Raw genomic sequence first — 19274 nt, 5'->3', positions numbered from 1 at the left:
GGCCGGAGGTGCGCCGGGGGCGAGGTCGTCAGGGGCGTCCGGCCACGACTCGTCGGTGGTGGGAGGACCTGGAGGTGCGGCCGGAGGTTGGCCGGGATCCTTGGCCGCGGCTTCCTGGTCGTCGTGGGAGGCGCCGTTGGACGAGCCGTGGGAGGCGCCGTGTGACGCCGTACGGCCCTGGGAGCCCGGCGTGCCATGGGACGAGGACGAGGCAGGCGCTCCCTGCGGCCCGGCCGGCCCCTGGCCCCCGCCATGAGAGGGCTGCTGCGGACGGGCGGGGCCGCGCGGGGCGGACGGCACGGGAGACCCGCCGACGACCGCCTCGACCCGCCACGTCCCGCCTAGCACGTCACCGAGCGCGGCGGCCACGACGGCGTCCTTGCCGCCGCCCGTGAAGTTCTTCATCGCGCCGACCTGGGTGAAGCCGAGCGTCACGAGGTTGCCCTCCACGCCGACCACCTGGGCGTTGGTGCTCACGTTGGCCCAGACGACGATGCTGCGCTGCTTCAGAGCAGCCAGTACGTTGGCCCACTGCGCCTGAATCGCCCCCGGTCCCCCAGCGACGGGAGCACCCTGGGAACCGTCAGCGACACCACCTGCCGCAGGCGCCTCGCTCTCGGCCTGCTGCCCTCCACCCGTACCAGGGCGAACAGGCGTGGGCCAGTCATCACCGGACTCGGCCGGCTGGGCCGCGCCTGAACCATCCGGCGCGTCACCCTGACCGGCCGGCGAAGCGGCGACCCGCCTCTGCCCCGACCCTCCGGCGACACCGGAACCCCCCGCCGTGCCGGCACCGGCGGACAGGCCGGAACCAGCGGATGCGCCGGAACCAGCAGGCACCCCGGATCCCGCCGGCGCACCGGAACCCGCAGGGGCGCCTGAGGCGGCGCGGGCGGCCATCTGGGCGACCGCGCCGCCGCGTTCGAGGCGTTCGAGGCGGGCGAGCAGCGCCTCCTCGCCCTGCGCAGCGCCGGGCAGCAGCACCCGCGCGCACATCAACTCCAGCAGCAGGCGCGGCGAGGTGGCGCCGCGCATCTCGGTGAGACCGGCGTTGAAGATCTCGGCGGCGCGAGTGAGCTCGGCCGGCCCCATCGAGGCGGCCTGCTGGACGAGACGCTCCAGCTCGTCGGCCGGCCGGTCGAGCAACCCGCTCGACGCCGCCTCGGGAACGTTGGCCAAAATCACCAGGTCGCGGAAGCGTTCGAGCAGGTCGGAGGCGAAGCGGCGCGGATCGTGGCCGCCCTCGATGACCCGGTTGACCGTGTGGAAGACCTGTCCGCCGTCTCGGGCCGCGAACGCGTTGACGACCTCGTCGAGCAGGTCGCCGTCGGTGTAGCCGAGCAGGGAGACGGCCTTGGCGTAGGTGATGCCCTCGTCGTCGGCCCCGGCGAGAAGCTGGTCGAGGACCGACAGGGAGTCACGCGCGGACCCGGCGCCCGCCCTGACCACCAGAGGCAGCGCGGTCGCCTCGAAGGGCACGTTCTCCGAGGTGAGGATCTCCTCCAGCAGCGCCCGCAACGTCGCGGGCGGCATCAACCGGAACGGGTAGTGGTGCGTGCGCGACTTGATCGTGCCGATGACCTTCTCCGGCTCGGTCGTCGCGAAGATGAACTTCAGGTGCGGCGGCGGTTCCTCGACGAGCTTGAGCAGCGCGTTGAACCCCTCGCGGGTCACCATGTGCGCCTCGTCGATGATGTAGATCTTGTAGCGCGCGGAGACAGGGGCGAAGAACGCCCGCTCACGCAGGTCGCGCGCGTCGTCGACACCGCCGTGCGAGGCGGCGTCGATCTCGATGACGTCGAGGTGGCCGGGCCCGGTGGGGGCGAGCGCGACACACGACTCGCAGGCGCCGCAGGGTTCGGGCGTCGGGCCCTGCTCGCAGTTGAGAGAGCGCGCCAGGATGCGGGCGCTGGAGGTCTTGCCGCACCCACGAGGGCCGCTGAACAGGTAGGCGTGGTTGATCCGGCCCGTACGCAGGGCCTGCCGCAGCGGATCTGTGACGTGTTCCTGACCCTTGACCTCGGCGAAGGTCCCGGGTCGGTACTTGCGGTAAAGCGCAAGGCTCATGCGACCATCCCGCCTGCGAGGGGGCTCTCAACGAAGAGACCCCCCGCACACCCGCCAGAGCCCGCTTATCCTTGCTGCCTTCCGGCCCTGGGGAGGTTCACAGGATGACGCCGCGCGAGGGGTCCGTAGACAGTCTAGCCTCATGCCGCAGTACTCGCTCCATCCCCGGCGACCCGGAAAAAACATGGTCTCCGTACGTCCCGGAGTCGGGTAAGCTCGTCGGCGGAGGATTCGCCTAGTGGCCGAGGGCGCACGCTTGGAAAGCGTGTAAAGGGCAACCTTTCGGGGGTTCAAATCCCCCATCCTCCGCCAGCTCGGAAGGGGTGCACCGTGATCGCGGTGCACCCCTTCCGGCTTTCCAGTCCCGCTTGGCTGTTCGGAAGGCCTCTGCAACTTGTTTCACAGTCAGCCGCTCGGTCGGCTCAGCGGGCAATTCTGGGTAGAACGTGTTCACGCTGAGCACTGGACGACGTGCCGTTGAGCACCGCTTACTTTGACCGGTGGCCGGACAGATCGTTCAGTCAGCCCCTGGGGCGATGGCCCACTGGCGGTTTCCGCCAGGTTCCTTCGACGACGAGCCCGTGACACTCGACGGCACGCCGGTGCTGGCCATGAGCGTCGCCGGCATGCTCGTCATGAAGGAGCGGTTCCCCCGCCTCGGCCATGGCCGAGCACGGCGGCAGAAGGACATCGCCGCTACCAAGACGCTCCGAGGGCTGGCCTGAACAAAGGCCCGCAGGACCCGCCTGACCACCATCTGCGCTTCGGGCCGGGGCCGGGGTGCGCGGGTCAGAGCAGATTCTTGATCGGCTGGGGTGGTTCCGGCACGGCCTGGGCGAGGACCTCGGTCGCCTCCCGGGGCGTGAGCAGGCGGGCGGAGCACAGGAGGCTGACGGAGTTTCCCCACTGTTCCCGTGCGTCGCCGTGGCGTTCGAGGCGGTGCAGCATGGTGCCGAGCCACCAGCGTGACCTGGCCTCCTTCAGGCGGTAGCTCGACTCGTGGAACAGCCGTGCCGCCGTCGTGTAGCTTTCCACCGCCTCGGTCAGCCGGCCGGCATGGCGGTAAACGTCGCCCAGCGAGTCGTGTGCCGACCCCTCACCGACGAACGGGTCCGTCTTCGGCCACAGCTCCACCAACTCGCGTGCCTCCGCGATCGCCTCGTCGAAGCGCCCCTGCCGGAAGTAGACATGCACCCGGTTGTTGCGGAGCACGTTCGGGGCGCCGGGGCGTTCGGCGTCGTCGTTGAGCGCCAGAGCGGCCTCCAGGTAGGCGAGCGCGTCGTCGAGACGTCCCACGATCGTGTGGATGACGCCGAGGTTGCTGAGGGCTCCCACCTTCCTACGGGGCAGTCCGGCGCGGTCCCAGTCGGTGAGAGCCGTCTTCAGTTGCGCGATGGCCTCGCCGTAGCGGCCCTGATCACGGTGAACCCAGCCGAGGAAGCTGCGGAGCTGGGCCTTGTCCTCCCATGCCGCGGCGCGATCGGCCGCGTCGATGGCGTGCACGTAGAGGTCGGCCAGTTGCGTGTGCCAGCCCTGGTAGCTGAAGGGCCAGTGGAGTGCGATGGCCAGGCCGACGGCGGTCACCGGGTCGGGACCGGCCAATGCCTGCTGCGTGGCGGCGATCAGGTTGTCCCGCTCGGCCTGCAGCCACCGTTCCGCCTCGGCCAGTTTCTTGAAGGTGGGTTCGGGCAGTTCGACGGGGCATCGCAGTACGGGATCGCTGTTCAACATGGTGCACACCGTCCAGGTGGTGCACAGATAGTGGTGCAGCACTCGCTGTACGGCGGTGGCGCGCTCCTCCTCGGACAGGTCCTGGTGTGCCCGTTCGCGGGCATAGAGGCCGACCAGGTCGTGGAACTGGTAGTGGTCAGGCCCGGCGGGTTCGACAAGGCGGGCGTCCTGAAGGCGTTCCAGTGCGGCTTCCGCGCGGTGGTGCGGCCAGCCGGTCAGGGCGGCGGCTGCGGCGGGGGTGTGGGTGGGCAGGTCGAGCAGGCCCAGCAGGGGCAGCAGGTGGGCGGCGTCACGGCCGGCGGGTTCTTCGTGGAGTTGGTCGTGGCCGACCGCGACGCTGGCGCGGACGGCCAGATCGGCGTACTCCAGCACGTCCAAGCGGCGGGTGGCGTCGGCCAGCTGCACCTCCAGGTCGGACAGGGTCCAGTCGGGGCGAGCGACCAGGCGGGCGCCGACGATCCGCAGGGCGAGGGGGACGCCTCCGCACAGGTGGGCGATCCGCTCGGCGGCCTGCGGTTCGGCGCGTACCCGGTCGGCTCCGGCCAGTCGCGACAGGAGCACGGTGGCGTCGTCGGCATTCAGGGTGCCCAGGTGGAGGTGGCGGGCGTCGTCCAGGACGGCCAGCGGGTCCCTGCTGGTGATCAGGACCCGGCAGCCCGGGCCGGCGGGGATGAGCGGGCGGATCTGGCGGACGTCTCGGGCGTTGTCCAGGATGACGAGCAGGTCGCTGGTCGCGGTCAGGGAGCGGTAGCGGGCGGCGGCCTCCCCCTGGTCGGCGGGAACGGCGGCGCCGTCCAGGCCGAGGGAGCCCAGCAGGTGGCGCAGGGCTTGGGCCGGGGTCAGCGGGTCGACGCCGGGGGTGGCCCCGTGCAGGTTGAGGTAGATGACGCCGTCGGTGAACCGGGCGGCCATCGCGTGGGCGACGTGGACGGTCAGGGCGGATTTGCCGATGCCGCCGGGCCCGTCGATCACCGTGATGACAAGTCCGTCGGCAGGGCCGAGTGCCGTGCGCAGGAAGTGGATCTCGGCGGCGCGGGCGGTGAAGGCGCGGGTGTCGGCGGGCAGTTCGAACAGCACGTTCGGCCGGCTGACCGTGACCTCTTGGGCCGGTGCGGTCAGGTCGAGGGCCGGGTCATCGGCCAGGATGGCCTGGTGCAGGCGGCGCAGTCCGGTGCCGGGTTCGATGCCGAGTTCGGAGACCATGACCCGGCGGGTGTCCTGGTAGACGGCGAGTGCTTCGGAGGTGCGGCCGGCGCGGTGCAGGGCGAGCATGAGTTGCGCGGCGGGGCGTTCGCGTAGTGGATGGGCACGCACGTGTCCGGCCAGGTCGGCGGCCACCGCGTGGTGGTCCCCGGCGGCGAGGCGGAGGTCGGCGTGGGCTTCCAGGACGGAGAGGCGTTCTTCTTCCAGGCGGGCGGCTTCGGTGCGGGCCCAGAGGGTGGTCATTTCGGCCAGGGGTTCTCCTCGCCACAGTCGCAGGGCCGCTCGGAACAGGGCGTCCGCCGTGGCGCCGTCCCCCTGCTCCTGGCTGGTACGGGCGCGTTCGGCCAGTCGTAGGAACAGGTGGGCGTCGATGTTGTCCGGTTCCAAACCGATCCGGTAGCCGCCGGGCACGGTCTGGATGATCCTTTCCGTGGCGTGGGGCCCGAGGGTCTCACGGAGTTTCGAGATCACGATGTGAAGTTGTTTGGCCGCGGTCTCCGCGGAGTCGTCTCCCCAGATGTCGGTGACGATCCGCTCGGCGCGTACGGCCTGCCCTGCGCTCAGGGCGAGTCTGGCCAGCACACCGATTCGTCGATGCCCGACGAGCCGTACGGGTTCGCCGGCGGCCAGGACCCGCAACGGGCCGAACAGCCTGATCTCCAGCGCCATCAGGAGATGCTCCCCTCGTTTGGCGGAGTCGGCGCAACCCTGAGGTGGCCGGGCTCCTTCGTGGCGATGACGTATGGCGCCATGATCCACAGATTCCGCGTAGACGTGCCGCGTTGCAGATGCCTTACAAGTGCCTGGGCAGACTACTGGTCGATCAGACAAGACCTGCCCGCTCCGCCGGTTCGACCTGCGGGTCCCCGGGCCAAGTGCCCCCGTGTCCCTCTGTAGGGTCGGCGTCATGCCTGATGTGATCACAGTCCGCTCCGCGCAACCCGGTGACGGGGATGTTCTCGGGGAGATCCACGCCCTGTCCTGGGGTGTCTCTCACGGGCCGCTGTGCACGCCGAAGGTCGCCGCGGCCGGGGTCGAGGAGCGTCGCTCCAAGTGGCACGGCATTCTGGCCGAGGACGCGGACACGATCCTGCTGGCCCGCCTGAACGAACGGCCGGGGGCCTTCGCCCGGTACGGGGCCTCCACTTCCCGCCCCGGCTCCGCGGAGATCCATACCTTCTTCGCCCACCCGGACGTCTGGGGCAGCGGCATCGCGACGGCCCTGCTGGAGGCCGTCCTGGAGCGGGTGGGAGAGGCCGGGTACGCCGACGTGCACCTGTGGACGCTCCGCGACTCCGCCCAAGCGCGCCGCTTCTACGCCAAGAACGGCTTCGCCGAGACCGGCAGGACCCACGACCACGACTTCGGCGAGGGCGCACCGCTGGTGCTGGTCGAGTTGGAGCGGGCCGTGCCCGGCCGCTGAAACGACACCATGCTCAGTCCCGCGCGGGTCCTTCGGCCAGGGCCGACGGCGCGCGCCCCGACGGCCGCGTCGACTGCCGTGGCTCGCTGTCGGGCAACCTCGGCCTGGGCATCGCGGTCAAGTCGCAGATCACCGACACGAAGGTCACGCAGGTGGCAGGGAGCGTGACACCCATAGGGTGTGTCGATGGTAGGAAACAGCCCAAAGCAGGCAAAGGCCAGGCTGTCCTGGATATATCCCGCCATGCTGGTGCTGGTGCTCGCCGACCTGTTCCTGATCGACGTCCTGCCGGGCGGCCTGAGCGTGCACAGCCTGGTCGGGCTGGTGCTCGTCTCGGCCGTCGCCCTGCACCTGTTCGACCAGCGCGCCTGGATCAGTCGTACGGTCCGCCGGCTGCTGTCACGGCGTGGGCTGCACAAGGCGGTGCGGCGCGTGGGTGTCCGGGACGGCTTCCTGCTGATCGCCGGCCTCGCGCTGATCGTCACCGGGCTGGTGCAGTGGAGCGGCGTACCGGCCGCCAAACCGTGGCACAGTACGGCGACCGTGGCCTTTCTGATCACCGCAGGCGTGCACCTCTGGGGCAACCGGCGCAGACTGGCCCACCGTATTCGTGAGACCGGCCGCCTCTTCCGGCCGGGCCGCTTACCCGGCCGCGGTCAGACCAGCTCGGCCCAGGGCGACGGCGGGTTCGCCGTGAAGAAACGCAGCAGGCCCAGCAGGCGGCCGGCCGGGGGCGCGGTCCAGTGACGCTCCCCCGGCCTCGGTACGGGATCGGCCAGGCGCCCGAGCGCCCAGGCGAGGTGGACCTGCAACACACGCGCCTCCCAGCAGCCGCCGGAACCGTCTTCCTCGGAGTACCCGCCGAGCATGGCGGAGACGGCGCTCAGCGGCATCTTGGCGAACTCGACCGCCGGGTCGGCCCAGTGCGCGTCGCCCCAGTCCACGATGCCGGTCAGAGCGGCTTCCGAGGCGAGCAGATTCTGCGGGGCGACGTCGCCGTGCACCAGGACCATGGGCGGCTCGGCCGGCACGTACGGGCTGAGCACGTCGAACCATCCGGTGAGCCAGCGGGCGGCCTCGGCGTCGATCCAGCCGTCGGCGAGGAGCCGGTCCAGCAGCACTCGCGGATCGCCGGGAGGTTCGTCCCGCGGGACGGCGGACAGGCCGTCCTCCGGCGTCGGGGGCAGCCGGTGCAGCCTGGCCAGTTCGCGGCCCACCTGCCGGTGGACTCGCTCCGCCTGGTGGGCGGGCAGGTCGAGCCTGGCCAGATCGGCTCCCCGCACCCGGTCGAGCACCATGTACGGCACGTCGACCTCGGCGCAGGTGTCGTCAAATGTCACGACCTCAGGCGTCCGTACGCCGAGCCGCCGGGCGGCGGGGATGACCGACGCCTCCTTCACGAGGTCGGCGAGGAACCGCGGCGTACGCGGGATCCGCAGCACGAGGCCGTCGCCTATCAGGTAGGCCCGGTTGGCGACACCGGACAACGCCGGGCGTACTGACTCGGCGGTGTGCCCGTGCCGGGCGGCGATGGCGGCCAGGGTGTCCTGGGTCGGCTCGTACTCCTCCATGGAGCAGCATGCTGGCAGAGCGCGGCATGCGCGGTCCTTCCCTTTTCCGGGGCGTCTCAGGCGGGCGCGAGGGCCTTGGAGCGGTCGGTGGCCATGAGGACGGCGAAGCCCCCGAGCAGGCTGCCCATGATGTAACGCTGCACGCGCAGCCAGGCGGGGCGGCCGGCCAGGAACGCCGCCAGCGCCCCCGCCGAGATCGCGATCAGGCCGTTGACCGTGGTGGCGACCACGATCTGCACCGAGCCGAGCGCGAGGCTCTGCAGCAGCACGTGACCCATCGACGGGTCGATGAACTGCGGGAGCAACGACAGGTACAGAATGGCGATCTTGGGGTTCAGCAGGCACGTCAGCAGCCCCATGCCGAACAGCCTGGCCGGCCGCTCCACCGGGAGGTCGCGCGCCTGGAAGGCCGACGTGCCGCCGGGCCTGACCGCGTTCCATGCCAGCCAGAGCAGGTAGGCGGCGCCGGCCAGCTTGAGCGCGGTGTACGCGGCCGGCACGTACGCGAAGACGGCCGTCAGTCCCAGGCAGGTCGCCGTCAGATAGACGGTGAAGCCGAGCACGACCCCGGTGAGGGAGATCAGCCCGGCCCCGCGGCCCTGCGTGATCGACCGTGAGACCAGATAAACCATGTTGGGGCCTGGTGTGAGAACCATGCCCAGCGAAACCAGCGCAATACCGATCAATTCCACCGTCATGTCGGCAGCTTATCCCCGCTATATCCTCGCTATATCCCCCATATCCGGAAAAAACGCCCCACCATGCCACCCTGCGTATTCATGAAACTACGGGGGATGACATTTGCAAGGAGGTGGCATGCAATTCGATGACGACAGGCCTCTCGACCCGTCCCAAGTCGAGGACGTACGGGCTCCGCGCCCGCGACGCGGCGGTGGCGGCAGGCCGGGCGGCTGCATGGTGCCCGTCGGCGGCCGGCGCGGCGGCTGCCTGACGCTGGCGGTGGCGGTGGCGGGGCTGCTGCTGTTCGGCGTCGTCCCCTCGCCGTTCAGCGGTGACGAGAGCGAGCGTCAGGGCGAAGGGCAGGCGCCGAGCGCCCCTCCGGCCCGCTCACCGGACGGCAACCTGACCGAACGCTGCCGTACCGGCGCCGACGCCGACCAGTCCGAGGACTGCCGCATCGTCGGCACGGTCAACAGCATCCAGTCGTACTGGCGGGCGGAGTTCGGGCGGCAGGGGCAGGGGGCGTACCGGCCGGCCAGGACCGTGCTGTTCTCCCGGACGGTCAGCACCGGCTGCGGCGCGGCCGACTCCGCCGTCGGGCCCTTCTACTGCCCGCCCGACCGCAAGGTCTACCTCGACCTGACCTTCTTCGACACCCTCCAGCGGAACTTCGGCGCCGAAGGCGGACCTTTCGCCCAGGCATACGTCGTCGCCCACGAGTACGGCCACCACGTACAGAACCTGCTCGGCACCATGGAACGCCTCGGCGGCGCGGGCCTGCCGGGCGCGGGCAGCGCCTCCGTACGTCTGGAGCTGCAGGCCGACTGCTACGCGGGCGTCTGGGCGCGCAACGCGGTCAGAACCGGCTTCTACGACGAGCCGTTCTCCGAGGCCGACATCCACCAGGCGCTCAGCGCGGCCGCGGCGGTGGGCGACGACAGCATCCAGCGGCGCTCGCAGGGCCGGGTGAACCCCGACGCCTTCACGCACGGCACCTCGCGGCAGCGCGCGAAATGGTTCAGCAGAGGATATGAGAGCGGTGAACCCCAGCGGTGCGACACCTTCTCCGGCGCCATCTGAGACCTGAAAAATCGATCACGAGACCCGGCGAAACCCCTTTTCCAGCAGGGCTGTGAAAACCCGTACGCGCGGGCGGAACTGGGCCGACGCAGCCCGGATAACGCAAGGAATCGGATTCTCTCCTAAAATCAGGGGGGTGATCTTCAAGCTTGTCGGCGACGGACGCCCTTATCCAGAACACGGTCTGACGCCCCGGGAGTGGGCGCAGATCCCGCCACGGCAGGTCCGGCTCGACTCGTTGATCACCACGAAGGCCATGCTGGACCTGCACTCACTCCTCGCCGCCGACTCCACGTTCTACGGTGACCTCTTCCCGCACGTGGTGCAGTGGCAGGGCGAGCTCTATCTTGAGGACGGCCTGCACCGCGCGTTGCGCGCCGCCCTCCACCAGCGATCGATCCTGCACGCCAGGGTCCTGGAGATCCCCGACTGAGGGGTGGGGCGGACACGCGAAAGGGCCCCCGGAAAGTCCGGAGGCCCTTGGGCGGATGGCGGTGGTGGTGGGATTTGAACCCACGGATGAGTTGCCCCATCACACGCTTTCGAGGCGTGCGCCCTCGGCCACTAGGCGACACCACCGCGAACGAGCTTACCGGATCCTGCGGGTAGCGAAGAACCGCTTTAGTACGGCCGAGCACTCGGCGGCCAGAACCCCCATGACGACCTCGGGCCGGTGGTTGAGCCGGCGATCGCGTACGACGTCCCAGAGCGAGCCCACGGCGCCGCCCTTCTCGTCGACGGCGCCGTACACGATCCTGTCGACCCGCGCCAGCACCGCGGCGCCCGCGCACATCGTGCAGGGTTCCAGGGTCACCACGAGCGTGCAGCCGGTCAGCCGCCACTGCCGGCGGCGGGCGGCGGCCCGCCGGAGCGCGAGCACCTCGGCGTGGGCGGTCGGGTCGGCGGAGGACTCGCGGTCGTTGCCCGCCGCGGCCAGGACCTCGCCGAGCCGGTCCAGCACGACGGCCCCCACGGGGATCTCTCCCCTGTCGGCCGCCGCGGCGGCTTCGGCCAGGGCGAGGCGCATGGCTTCCTCGTGGGTCACCGCAGCCGGTCGAGTTCGTCGGTGAACGACAGCCGCTCGGCGATCACCGACAGGATGTCGGCGGGCAGCATGCCCTCTTCCATGCTCAGCTCCAGCAGTTCTTCCGAGCTCACGCCGAGGTCGCTGAGCAGCTCGAAGTCGCCGGCGGGGCGCACGCCGAGGCCGTTGCCCTCCTTGTCGGGGACCACTCCGGCGAACTCGGCGAACAGCTCGCCCAGGCTGTCGGAGGCGACCGCGTGCACATCGGAGAGGAAGACGCGCGGCTCGTCGTCGCCGCGGTAGCGGACGAGGGCGAACCATTCGTCCTCGACCTCAACGCAGAGCAGGGCCAGCTCGTCGCCCGTGAGCCCCAGCGTCTCCATCACGGTGTCACCGAAGTCGTCGACGATCTCGGCGTCGTCCAGATCGACCTCGGCGCCGCTCCAACCATCGGAGGTCCTGACAAAAGCCGCAGAGAAGGTGTTGGACGCCATGTCCGCGCTCCAGGGGGTCAGCCGAAGACCGATTCGATGGCACGCTCGAACGGCTCGGAGAAGCCGAGCCGGGCGGCGATGCTGGACAACACGTCTTCGGGCAGCAGGTCAATGTCGCCGGAGAGGATGCCCAGCTCCATCTCGTCCAACCCGAGATCGGCGAAGATCGACAGATCTCCGGCGGGAAGCACGGTCTCCTCGTCCTGGAGGATCTCGTCGAGCTCCTCCTCGTCGGGGACGGGCACGTCGAGGTAGTCGAGCACCTGCTCCGCGAGCGGGAAGTCCCATGAGGCGGCGATGTCGGAAAGGAACACGTCGACCCGCTCGCCGAGGACCCGCAGCGCCACGAAGAACTCGTCGCCGACCGCGACAAGACCGATCGTGCTGCTCTCGCTCGGCTGCTGCCTGAGGGCGTGGATCAGCCCCTTGAGATCGGACGTGAGCGTGCTCGGCAGCAGCCCCGCCTCCCAGCGATCGTCCTCGCGATAAACCACGATGGCGAAGTCGAGAGCGTCTTCGTCTGTCATCGCCATCTCCACCCGACCTCTGACACGACAGATATCACCAACACCTAATCGTTCCAGAGTCGGCCACTGGTCGTGTGCCTCTCCGACCAAATTGTGATCAAAACCGATGAGGTGAGCGGCCGTGAGCAGCACGGTCTGCGTCCTCCGCCGTCACGAGATAGCGTGGCACCCTATGGAAACCCTCGTCGTCGACCATCCGCTCGTGGCACACAAACTGACCGCGCTGCGTGATGTCCGCACCGACTCGCCGACGTTCCGCAGGCTCGCCGACGAGCTGGTGACGCTGCTCGCGTACGAGGCCACCCGCGACGTGCGCGTCACCGACGTCACCGTCGAGACGCCCGTCGCCCCTGCCCACGGTGTCCGGCTGGCCAAGCCGCACCCGCTGGTCGTGCCCATCCTGCGCGCGGGGCTCGGCATGCTCGACGGCATGACGAGGCTGCTGCCCACGGCCGAGGTCGGGTTTCTCGGCATGATCCGCAACGAGTCGACGCTGCAGGCGGAGACCTACGCCACGCGCCTGCCCGACGACCTCTCCGGGCGGCAGTGCTTCGTGGTCGACCCCATGCTCGCCACCGGCGGCACGCTGGCGGCGGCCGTGCAGTTCCTGTTCGAGCGGGGGGCGGTCGACGTCACGGCCATCTGCCTGCTGGCCGCGCCCGAAGGCCTGGCCCACATGGACAAGGTGTTCGCCAACTCCGGCAAGCCGATCCGCGTGGTGACGGCCGCGCTCGACGAGCGGCTCAACGACAGCGGCTACATCGTGCCGGGGCTCGGCGACGCGGGCGACCGGCTCTACGGCGTGGTCTGACCCCCTGAAGCGGCGCAATCTGAAGCCCTGGCGTGAAAAGTCCTTTTTCCGTCACGCGGAGTCGTCACTTCGTTACATACTGTGGTTGAGTGGGTACGAAGAGACAGGAAGGCAACTTCCGCATTGCGCGTGGGGGAGCACGATGAGCGACATGCCCGGTGCCGAGGTGTTCTCGTGAACGATCACACCAAGGCCGATCCGACTCCGTACGCGGAGGTGGAGGCGCTGCTGCGCGACGAGTTCGCCGGCGTCCACTCCTCGACCACCGTAACGCGCTGCGTCGAAGCCGCGCACTACGGCGCGCTGGAGGTCACCGGCTACGCACATCCAGGGCTGGTGGAGCGCATCGCGCGTAAGCACCTTCACGTGTTGGCCCTGGTGGCCAGCGAACGTGGCTAGCAAGATCAGAACATACCCACCAAGTTACCTTTACCCCGGCACCCGGGTGGGTAATGTAGACGGTGGGTGGAGTGGGTAAGTGGCACGGAGGCGACAGTGCAGGTCAAAAAAGTCCTCACATACGGTGGTATCGCATTTGTCGCGTACTACCTGTTCGCGCGACCAGCTGACGCCGCGGACGCGGTGAGAGGAGCGTTCGACACGGTGTTCAACGCAGCCGACTCGCTGGCTCAATTCGTGAACAGCCTCGCATGAGACTTGTGACCCACGGGGACTCCGCTCCGTCGTCGGTCAACCGCTACCTCCTCCCCCACGAACAACAGGTCCTCATGGTGCGGCGGCACCCTGCCATCCTGCTCCGTCCGGTCGCCGAGGTCTTCGGCGGCCTGATCGTCGCGGGACTGCTCAGCAGCTTCTTCGGCGGCGCCGGAGCGGGTGGCACGGCGCTGGTCGTCGTCTGGTGGCTGTGGCTCCTGCTGCTGATCCGTTTCGTATGGAAAGTGGCGGAGTGGTCGGTCGATTACTTTGTGGTGACGTCCACGCGAATGTTGCTGACCACCGGGCTCATCACCCGCAAGGTCGCGATGATGCCGTTGGGCAAGGTCACCGACATGAGCTTCCAAAGATCTCTGCTTGGGCGCATGCTCGGTTACGGTGAGTTCATCCTCGAGTCGGCCGGCCAGGACCAGGCGCTGTCAACAGTCGGGTACATTCCGTATCCGGAGACCTTGTACCTCGAGGTCTGCCAGATGCTTTTCCCCGGCAAGGACGAGGGCGACGATTAATCTCCCTGCGGGGAATTCTTCACGTGGGGATACCCGATTCGGCTACTTCATGCAATCATTGCGTGTTGTTGACCCTTCCCCGCCTTGAGAGATGAGATGCCGAGTCAGGGAACCATCGGTGACCGCGTCCGAGGACTGCGGCTGAACAGGCGGATGTCCCAGGCCCAGCTGGCCGGGCCCGACCTGTCTGACAGTTATGTCTCGCTCATTGAGTCGGGTAAGCGCACGCCGACTCCCGTCGTGGCCCGGCTGCTCGCCGAGCGACTCGGCTGCACGACCGAGTTCCTGCTGCACGGGATCGAGCCCCGTCAGCGGATCGACACCGAGCTGGGACTGCGCCACGCCGAGCTGGAGTTGCAGCACGGCGACCCTTCCGCAGCCGCCGATCGTTTCACGGAGATCGTGAAGGCGGCCGACGAGGAAAACGCCATGCTCACCGCGCACGCCCGCTTCGGCAGGGCGCGCGCTCTTGAGGCACAGGGCCGGCTCGGCCAGGCCGTCGAGGCCTTCGAGCGCCTGCGCAGGGAGGCGTCGGCCCATCCCGAGCGGCTGGCCGACCTGCCGCTCGCCATCTCGCTGAGCCGCTGCTACCAGCGGGCCGGCGACCGGCTGCGCGCCCACGACCTGGCCGTCTCCGCGCTGCGGCAGGCCAGGCGGCTGTCCATCACGCAGGGTGAGGTCGCCATCGACCTGGCCACCGCGCTGGTGGAGGCACGCAGCGAGCGCGAGAGCCACTTCCCCGAGCTCGACTACGTGAAGGACGTGCTCGACCTGACCGGCGTCCCTCGGGTTGTGGACCGTTCCGGGGAGATCCGGTCCCTGTGGGAGGCCAGCTCGGCCGCCGCCGCGGGCGAGGACTCCGCGCTGGCCGTACGCCTCGCCGACGACGCGATCATGGCAGGGCGTGAGGCCCGTCTGGCGCTGCAGCTCGCACGGGCCGCCATGCACTGGTCGCGGCTGCCCACGGCCGGCATCTCCGAGGCCGAGCGGCTCGTCAGTGCCGCCTCCGAGGCGTTCGCCGTCTTCCCCGCCACCATCCGTGAGCACGGCGAGAGCCTCATCGTGCACGCGCGGGTGCGGGTGCGGGCCGGCGACCCGGCGCGGGCCGGAGAGCTCGCCACGACGGCCCTGGGGCTCTCCCACGACCGTTTCGGCACGACTACCGCCGAGGCGCACCTCGTCCTCGCCGCCGTCGCGCTCGAGCTCGGCGGCGACGCCGCGGCCCACGTGCGCAGCGCGCAGGAGCTGCTGGCCGGGCTCGACCGGCCGGTGTTCGGCTCCGACCGGTCGGCCGCGCGCTGCTGGCGCGAGCTGGGCGACCTCTACGGCAGACTAGGGTCCGTGACGCGGCAGACGGCGGCCTACCACAAGGCTCTCGAGTCGGCCGGGGTACGCTCCGCCATGGCGGGGGTGACGGTCGACACCAGCGTTTCTCGCTGAACCTCCGGGAGCTCCAGATTTGGCTTTTCGAGTCTGGAATAATTAGGGTCTACCAGTCATTCACTCATAGGATGATTGGCTTTCCCGGAGGAGGCGGACTGTGAGTCTGCGTACGGCGCAGCGGGCTTCGCTCGTCGACCAGGTGATCGAGCAGCTCAAGGAGCAGATCACCTCAGGGACGTGGCCGATGAACGGCAAGATCCCTACCGAGACGGTGCTCGCCGAGCAGCTCGGTGTGGGCCGCAACACCGTTCGGGAGGCCGTACGCGCGCTCACGCACGCCGGGCTGCTCGAATGCCGCCAGGGCGACGGCACGTACGTCCGGGCCACAAGCGAGTTGTCCGGCGCGATGTTGCGGCGGTTGCGCCAGGCCGAGCAGCTCGAGATCTTCGAGGTGCGCCGCGCGCTCGAGGTCGAGTCGGCGCGCCTGGCCGCCACCCGGCGCACCGACGAGGACATCCAGCGCATCGAGGCGGCGCTGGCCGAGCGTGACCGGGCCTGGGAGCTGGACGACCCCGACCACTTCGTCGAGGCCGACCTGGCCTTCCACATGGCGGTCGCGCACGCCACCCACAACATGGTGCTGATCGACCTCTACGAGGACTTCTCGGCGGCGCTGCGGGCCAGCATCACGGCCGCGGGCACGTCGCTGAACAGGAGCTACATCCCCCACGACGCGATCGCCAGAGCCATCGCCGCCGGCGACGCCTCGGCCGCCGAGCGGGCGGGGCACGCCTGCATGGAGCACATCCTCATCGCCCTCACCGAGTCATGACTGGCGCAGCGACATGACGAGGTAGCGGAAGACGGGCTGGGCGTCTCCGGGCACGTCCTGGATGAGGGCGGGCCTGGTGGGCGACTCCATGTTGATGCGCGCCAGCTCGCTCTCGATGCCGGTCAGCCCGTCGAGCAGGAACTGCGACTGGAAGGCGACCTGGATGTCGTCGCCGCGCAGCTCGCACTCGACCACCTCGGTACCGCGGCCGATGTCGCCCCCGCCGGCCTGGATGAGCACCTGGCCCTGGCTGAACGACAACCGGATCGCGGTGTTGCGCTCGGCCACCAGGGCCACCCGCTTGATGGCGTTGACGAACGGCGCCACCGCCACGTCGGCCCTGATCGACCAGTCGTTGGTCAGCCGCGAGCGGTAGTCGATGAACTGCTCGTCGAGCAGGCGCACGGTCGTGCTGCGGCCGACGCTCTCGAACCCGGCGACCCCGTCGCCCATCGAGACCGACACCTCGCCGCCGCGCAGCGACTTGGCCACCTCGACCAGCACGCGGGCAGGCACCATGGCGGAGACGGCGACGTCGGGGGCGACCGGACGCCAGGAGAAGTCGCGGGCGGCGATGCGGTAGCGGTCGGTCGCCGCCATCGCCACCGACTCGCCCTCGATGTCGACCCTGATGCCGGTGAGCATGGGCAGCGTGTCGTCGCGGCTGGCCGCCGGCGCGACCTGGCCGACGGCCGCGGCGAACACGCCGCCGCCGATCGCTCCGACGCTCGCCGGCATGGCCGGCATGGTCGGGAAGTCCTCCACCGGCATCGTGATCAGCCCGAACTCGGCGCTGCCGCAGGTCAGCACCGCCTCTGCGCCTTCGGTGACGATCTCCACGTCGTCGGCGGGCAGGCTCCGGCTGATCTCGGCCAGCAGCCGGCCGGGGATCAGCACGCTGCCCGTCTCGGCCACGTCGGCGTCGATCGCGGCCCGCGCGGAGACGTCGTAGTCGAACGCGGACAGGGTGAGCTCGTCGCCCGCCTCCAGCAACAGCCCGGACAGAACGGGCACCACAGGGCGGCTGGGCAGCATTCGGGCAGCCCACGCCACCGCATCTGCCAAAACATCGCGGTTAACCCGGATCTTCACCTGTTACCACCTCTTCGTCGCCTGCCCCTATGAAAATAGCCGCTGGGACCGACAACTCGGGGCGGGCGGCGAGGCTAGCGGCTGTTCAGGTACGCCAGAACGGCCAGCACCCGCCGGTTGTCGTCGTCGGACGGCGCCAGGCCGAGCTTGCCGAAGATGGAGGCCGTGTGCTTGGCCACGGCGCTCTCGCTGAGGTAGAGGCGTTGGGAGATGGCCGCGTTGGACCGGCCCTCCGCCATGGCCTCCAGCACCTCCCGCTCGCGGGGGGTCAGCGCGGCCAGTGGCTCGTCCCTGGCGTTGCTGGCCAGCAGCTTGGCGATCACCTCGGGGTCCATGGCCGTGCCGCCCGCGGCGACCCGGCGTACGGCGTCGACGAACTGGTCGGCGTTGAAGACGCGGTCCTTCAGCAGATAGCCGATGCCGCCCGAGCCGTCGGCGAGCAGCTCGCGGGCGTAGAGCTGCTCGACGTGCTGGGACAGCACCAGGATCGGCAGGCCGGGCACCTTCTCCCTGGCCGCGAGGGCGGCCTTCAGGCCCTCGTCGGTGAACGTGGGCGGCAGCCGTACATCGACGATGGAGACGTCGGGGCGGAGCTCCACCAGGCCCTTGAGCAACTCGGGCCCGCTCTCCACGGCCGCCACGACCATGAAGCCGTGGGCCTGGAGCAGGTGGACCAGCCCGTCTCTGAGCAGGTAGAGGTCTTCGGCGACGAGAACACGGTTTGTCATCAGCACAACACCTTGGCCGCCGGCTTGCCGGTGAGCAAGCGCTCGCGGTTGTGGGCGGCCGGGATCCGGATGGCCAGGACGTGCATGAACAGACCCACCGTGATCATGCCCAGAATCATGGGCCACTGCCAGAACTCGGGCAGGTGCAGCGCGAGGAACCAGGCCTTCTCCTCGGTTCCCAGGACCTTGAAGACGCCCGCCACGACCCCCTGCGGCATCGTCGGGCACCAGGCCGTCGCCCACAACATGACGACCGCCACCGTCTTCCATCGCGGCATCTTGTGCACGTCGCCCGCCCAGTGCTCGGGCAGCACCCGGGGCAGCTCCATCGTCACGGTGGTGGGCCCGCCCGGCGGGCTGTTCAGGGCGAGCACGCCGTCGAAGGCGGCCAGCCGCCGTTCGATGCCCGACAGGCCGGTGCCCTTCGACGGGTCGGCACCGCCCATGCCGTCGTCGGTGACCGAGATGCGCAGGTGAGGGCCGTTGGCGCTGACGTCGACCGTCGCCTTGCGGGCGTTGCCGTGCCGCGCCGCGTTGGAGAGCAGCTCGCTGACCGCGAAGTAGACCGCGGCCTCCACCGGAGCGTCGGGCCGGTGCGGCAGGTCGATGTCGACGGTGACGTCCATCGGGCTGTCCATGGCGAGCGCGCGGACGGCGTCGGCCAGCCCGCGCTCGGCCAGCACCGGCGGATGGATGCCCCGGATGACCCGGCGCAGCTCCGTCAGCGTCTCGGAGGAGGCGTCCCTGGCCTTGGCCAGCAGCGCCTTGGCAGCCTTGGGGTCCTGGTCGACGAGCTGCTCGACGGCGCCCAGCGTCATGCCGATGGCCACCAGCCTGGCCTGCGTGCCGTCGTGCAGGTCGCGCTCGATCCTGCGCATCTCGGCCGCCTTGGAGTCGTTGGCCAGGTTGCGGGTGCGCTTGAGATGGCTGACCTGCCCCGCCAGGCGGCTGGCGGTGGTCGCGCCGAGCAGCAGCTCGCTCCACTGCGCGTACAGGCGCAGGCCGCGTGCGGGAAGCACGACGAACAGCGGCACCAGCAGCGGCTTCACCACCACGTCGAGGACCAGCCAGAGCAGGTCACGCCACGAGCCCGGGTCGGTGAGCAGCCACTTCCACCGGTTGTTCCACGCCGGGATCCTGGGCGTCTTGTAGAGGGTGCGGTCGGAGCGGTACATGCCGTCCGCCTGCGGCACCGGGGGTGGCGGTTCGGGCAGGTACGGGGGCTCGATCTCGATGTCCGTCCACCTGCGCATCAGCCGCCGGTTCAGCTCGGCCAGGCCCCGGACCATCATCACCTGCCACGGGAACAGGAAGACCATGCCCAGGCCGAACGTCAGCAGCAGCATGAGCCCGGTCAGCGGGATCGCGGGCACCTCGAGGACGAGGAACGCGAGAAGCACCAGAATCCGGCCGAAGCTGCGAAGCATGCCTCTAGTCTGCGGC

Annotated in this window: 20 protein-coding genes, 2 tRNA genes and 1 other RNA gene; 11 read left to right on the top strand and 12 right to left on the bottom strand. The window is 69.8% G+C overall.

Annotated features, from left to right (window positions below):
• Positions 1–2067: DNA polymerase III subunit gamma and tau (locus tag E1267_RS03395; protein ID WP_132329635.1), on the bottom strand; the 2067-nt coding region annotated here is incomplete at its 3' end.
• Between the two features lie 31 nt (positions 2068–2098).
• Positions 2099–2194: signal recognition particle sRNA small type (gene ffs, locus E1267_RS03390), an RNA gene on the bottom strand.
• A gap of 97 nt (positions 2195–2291) precedes the next feature.
• On the opposite strand from ffs, the gene E1267_RS03385 reads away from it, so the two are divergent.
• A tRNA-Ser gene (locus tag E1267_RS03385) sits at positions 2292–2379 on the top strand.
• 224 nt (positions 2380–2603) lie between these two features.
• Positions 2604–2792 carry a hypothetical protein gene (locus E1267_RS03380; protein ID WP_132329633.1) on the top strand — a complete coding sequence of 63 codons (189 nt, stop codon included), beginning with the start codon at positions 2604–2606 and terminating at the stop codon, positions 2790–2792.
• 64 nt (positions 2793–2856) lie between these two features.
• On the opposite strand, the gene E1267_RS03375 is transcribed toward E1267_RS03380, so the two are convergent.
• On the bottom strand, positions 2857–5670 hold the full coding sequence (locus E1267_RS03375) for an AfsR/SARP family transcriptional regulator (protein WP_165959434.1): 2814 nt from the start codon (positions 5668–5670) through the stop codon (positions 2857–2859).
• Between the two features lie 238 nt (positions 5671–5908).
• Between E1267_RS03375 and E1267_RS03370 the strand changes: the two genes are divergently transcribed.
• Together E1267_RS03370 and E1267_RS03365 are read left to right on the top strand one after the other, a co-directional pair.
• Positions 5909–6424 (top strand): GNAT family N-acetyltransferase, encoded by a 516-nt coding sequence (locus E1267_RS03370; RefSeq protein ID WP_220449321.1) that lies wholly within the window; start codon positions 5909–5911, stop codon positions 6422–6424.
• A 186-nt stretch (positions 6425–6610) separates the two neighbouring features.
• Positions 6611–7171, top strand: coding sequence for a DUF4405 domain-containing protein (locus E1267_RS03365; protein WP_132329629.1), 561 nt, complete (start codon positions 6611–6613; stop codon positions 7169–7171).
• Here the strand turns inward: E1267_RS03365 and E1267_RS03360 are convergent.
• Both E1267_RS03360 and E1267_RS03355 read right to left on the bottom strand, forming a co-directional pair.
• Positions 7081–7995, bottom strand: a complete 915-nt coding sequence (locus tag E1267_RS03360; RefSeq protein WP_132329627.1) for a phosphotransferase family protein — start codon at positions 7993–7995, stop codon at positions 7081–7083. The genes E1267_RS03365 and E1267_RS03360 overlap by 91 nt on opposite strands.
• A gap of 56 nt (positions 7996–8051) precedes the next feature.
• Entirely contained in the window at positions 8052–8693 is a 642-nt protein-coding gene (locus E1267_RS03355; protein WP_132329625.1) for a LysE family translocator, read from the bottom strand.
• 118 nt (positions 8694–8811) lie between these two features.
• Here E1267_RS03355 and ypfJ point away from each other — a divergent pair, with 118 nt between their 5' ends.
• Positions 8812–9756, top strand: coding sequence for a KPN_02809 family neutral zinc metallopeptidase (gene ypfJ, locus E1267_RS03350; protein WP_132329623.1), 945 nt, complete (start codon positions 8812–8814; stop codon positions 9754–9756).
• A 136-nt stretch (positions 9757–9892) separates the two neighbouring features.
• Complete coding sequence (locus E1267_RS03345) at positions 9893–10189, top strand: type II toxin-antitoxin system VapB family antitoxin (protein ID WP_132329621.1); 297 nt, start codon at positions 9893–9895, stop codon at positions 10187–10189.
• A 56-nt stretch (positions 10190–10245) separates the two neighbouring features.
• Here E1267_RS03345 and E1267_RS03340 read toward each other — a convergent pair.
• The 4 genes from E1267_RS03340 to E1267_RS03325 all read right to left on the bottom strand — a co-directional run bounded on the left by E1267_RS03340 (position 10246) and on the right by E1267_RS03325 (position 11807).
• Positions 10246–10335 (bottom strand) — tRNA-Ser (locus tag E1267_RS03340).
• Between the two features lie 10 nt (positions 10336–10345).
• Complete coding sequence (tadA, locus tag E1267_RS03335) at positions 10346–10801, bottom strand: tRNA adenosine(34) deaminase TadA (RefSeq protein WP_220449320.1); 456 nt, start codon at positions 10799–10801, stop codon at positions 10346–10348.
• Positions 10798–11274, bottom strand: a complete 477-nt coding sequence (locus E1267_RS03330; RefSeq protein WP_132329620.1) for a tRNA adenosine deaminase-associated protein — start codon at positions 11272–11274, stop codon at positions 10798–10800. Before E1267_RS03330 ends, tadA begins: the two co-directional genes overlap by 4 nt.
• Before the next feature lie 17 nt (positions 11275–11291).
• Positions 11292–11807: a tRNA adenosine deaminase-associated protein gene (locus tag E1267_RS03325; protein ID WP_425465064.1), complete on the bottom strand. Its 516-nt coding sequence runs from the start codon at positions 11805–11807 to the stop codon at positions 11292–11294.
• A 166-nt stretch (positions 11808–11973) separates the two neighbouring features.
• Between E1267_RS03325 and upp the strand changes: the two genes are divergently transcribed.
• From upp to E1267_RS03300, 5 genes are all read left to right on the top strand, one after another.
• Positions 11974–12612, top strand: coding sequence for a uracil phosphoribosyltransferase (upp, locus tag E1267_RS03320; protein WP_132329616.1), 639 nt, complete (start codon positions 11974–11976; stop codon positions 12610–12612).
• 174 nt (positions 12613–12786) lie between these two features.
• The gene (locus tag E1267_RS03315; protein ID WP_132329614.1) at positions 12787–13011 is read left to right on the top strand and encodes a hypothetical protein; all 225 of its coding nucleotides are present in this window, start codon (positions 12787–12789) and stop codon (positions 13009–13011) included.
• A gap of 251 nt (positions 13012–13262) precedes the next feature.
• Positions 13263–13796 carry a PH domain-containing protein gene (locus tag E1267_RS03310; protein WP_132329612.1) on the top strand — a complete coding sequence of 178 codons (534 nt, stop codon included), beginning with the start codon at positions 13263–13265 and terminating at the stop codon, positions 13794–13796.
• A gap of 96 nt (positions 13797–13892) precedes the next feature.
• Positions 13893–15236 carry a helix-turn-helix domain-containing protein gene (locus E1267_RS47105; RefSeq protein ID WP_132329653.1) on the top strand — a complete coding sequence of 448 codons (1344 nt, stop codon included), beginning with the start codon at positions 13893–13895 and terminating at the stop codon, positions 15234–15236.
• A 100-nt stretch (positions 15237–15336) separates the two neighbouring features.
• Positions 15337–16011: a FadR/GntR family transcriptional regulator gene (locus E1267_RS03300; RefSeq protein ID WP_132329610.1), complete on the top strand. Its 675-nt coding sequence runs from the start codon at positions 15337–15339 to the stop codon at positions 16009–16011.
• Here the strand turns inward: E1267_RS03300 and dnaN are convergent.
• From dnaN to E1267_RS03285, 3 genes are all read right to left on the bottom strand, one after another.
• The gene (gene dnaN, locus E1267_RS03295; RefSeq protein WP_132329608.1) at positions 16006–17103 is read right to left on the bottom strand and encodes a DNA polymerase III subunit beta; all 1098 of its coding nucleotides are present in this window, start codon (positions 17101–17103) and stop codon (positions 16006–16008) included. The two genes, E1267_RS03300 and dnaN, sit on opposite strands and share 6 nt — an antisense overlap.
• Positions 17104–17177: 74 nt before the next feature.
• The gene (locus E1267_RS03290) at positions 17178–17831 is read right to left on the bottom strand and encodes a response regulator (RefSeq protein WP_132329606.1); all 654 of its coding nucleotides are present in this window, start codon (positions 17829–17831) and stop codon (positions 17178–17180) included.
• Positions 17831–19258 carry a sensor histidine kinase gene (locus E1267_RS03285; RefSeq protein ID WP_132329604.1) on the bottom strand — a complete coding sequence of 476 codons (1428 nt, stop codon included), beginning with the start codon at positions 19256–19258 and terminating at the stop codon, positions 17831–17833. The genes E1267_RS03290 and E1267_RS03285 overlap by 1 nt, the downstream gene beginning before the upstream one ends.
• Positions 19259–19274: the final 16 nt, after the last annotated feature.

Source organism: Nonomuraea longispora (assembly GCF_004348345.1).
Lineage (GTDB): Bacteria > Actinomycetota > Actinomycetes > Streptosporangiales > Streptosporangiaceae > Nonomuraea > Nonomuraea longispora.
This window is presented reverse-complemented; position numbering and strand designations above follow the sequence as displayed.

Bases quoted from the DNA above. Each gene is read 5' to 3' on its own strand.
- E1267_RS03285 (WP_132329604.1), bottom strand. From the start codon at position 19,258: ATGCTTCGCAGCTTCGGCCGGATTCTGGTGCTTCTCGCGTTCCTCGTC.
- E1267_RS03325 (WP_425465064.1), bottom strand. From the start codon at position 11,807: ATGGCGATGACAGACGAAGACGCTCTCGACTTCGCCATCGTGGTTTAT.
- E1267_RS03360 (WP_132329627.1), bottom strand. From the start codon at position 7,995: ATGGAGGAGTACGAGCCGACCCAGGACACCCTGGCCGCCATCGCCGCC.
- ypfJ (WP_132329623.1), top strand. From the start codon at position 8,812: ATGCAATTCGATGACGACAGGCCTCTCGACCCGTCCCAAGTCGAGGAC.
- upp (WP_132329616.1), top strand. From the start codon at position 11,974: ATGGAAACCCTCGTCGTCGACCATCCGCTCGTGGCACACAAACTGACC.
- E1267_RS03380 (WP_132329633.1), top strand. From the start codon at position 2,604: ATGGCCCACTGGCGGTTTCCGCCAGGTTCCTTCGACGACGAGCCCGTG.
- E1267_RS03355 (WP_132329625.1), bottom strand. From the start codon at position 8,693: ATGACGGTGGAATTGATCGGTATTGCGCTGGTTTCGCTGGGCATGGTT.
- E1267_RS47105 (WP_132329653.1), top strand. From the start codon at position 13,893: ATGCCGAGTCAGGGAACCATCGGTGACCGCGTCCGAGGACTGCGGCTG.
- E1267_RS03330 (WP_132329620.1), bottom strand. From the start codon at position 11,274: ATGGCGTCCAACACCTTCTCTGCGGCTTTTGTCAGGACCTCCGATGGT.
- E1267_RS03375 (WP_165959434.1), bottom strand. From the start codon at position 5,670: ATGGCGCTGGAGATCAGGCTGTTCGGCCCGTTGCGGGTCCTGGCCGCC.
- E1267_RS03290 (WP_132329606.1), bottom strand. From the start codon at position 17,831: ATGACAAACCGTGTTCTCGTCGCCGAAGACCTCTACCTGCTCAGAGAC.
- E1267_RS03365 (WP_132329629.1), top strand. From the start codon at position 6,611: ATGGTAGGAAACAGCCCAAAGCAGGCAAAGGCCAGGCTGTCCTGGATA.
- E1267_RS03370 (WP_220449321.1), top strand. From the start codon at position 5,909: ATGCCTGATGTGATCACAGTCCGCTCCGCGCAACCCGGTGACGGGGAT.
- E1267_RS03310 (WP_132329612.1), top strand. From the start codon at position 13,263: ATGAGACTTGTGACCCACGGGGACTCCGCTCCGTCGTCGGTCAACCGC.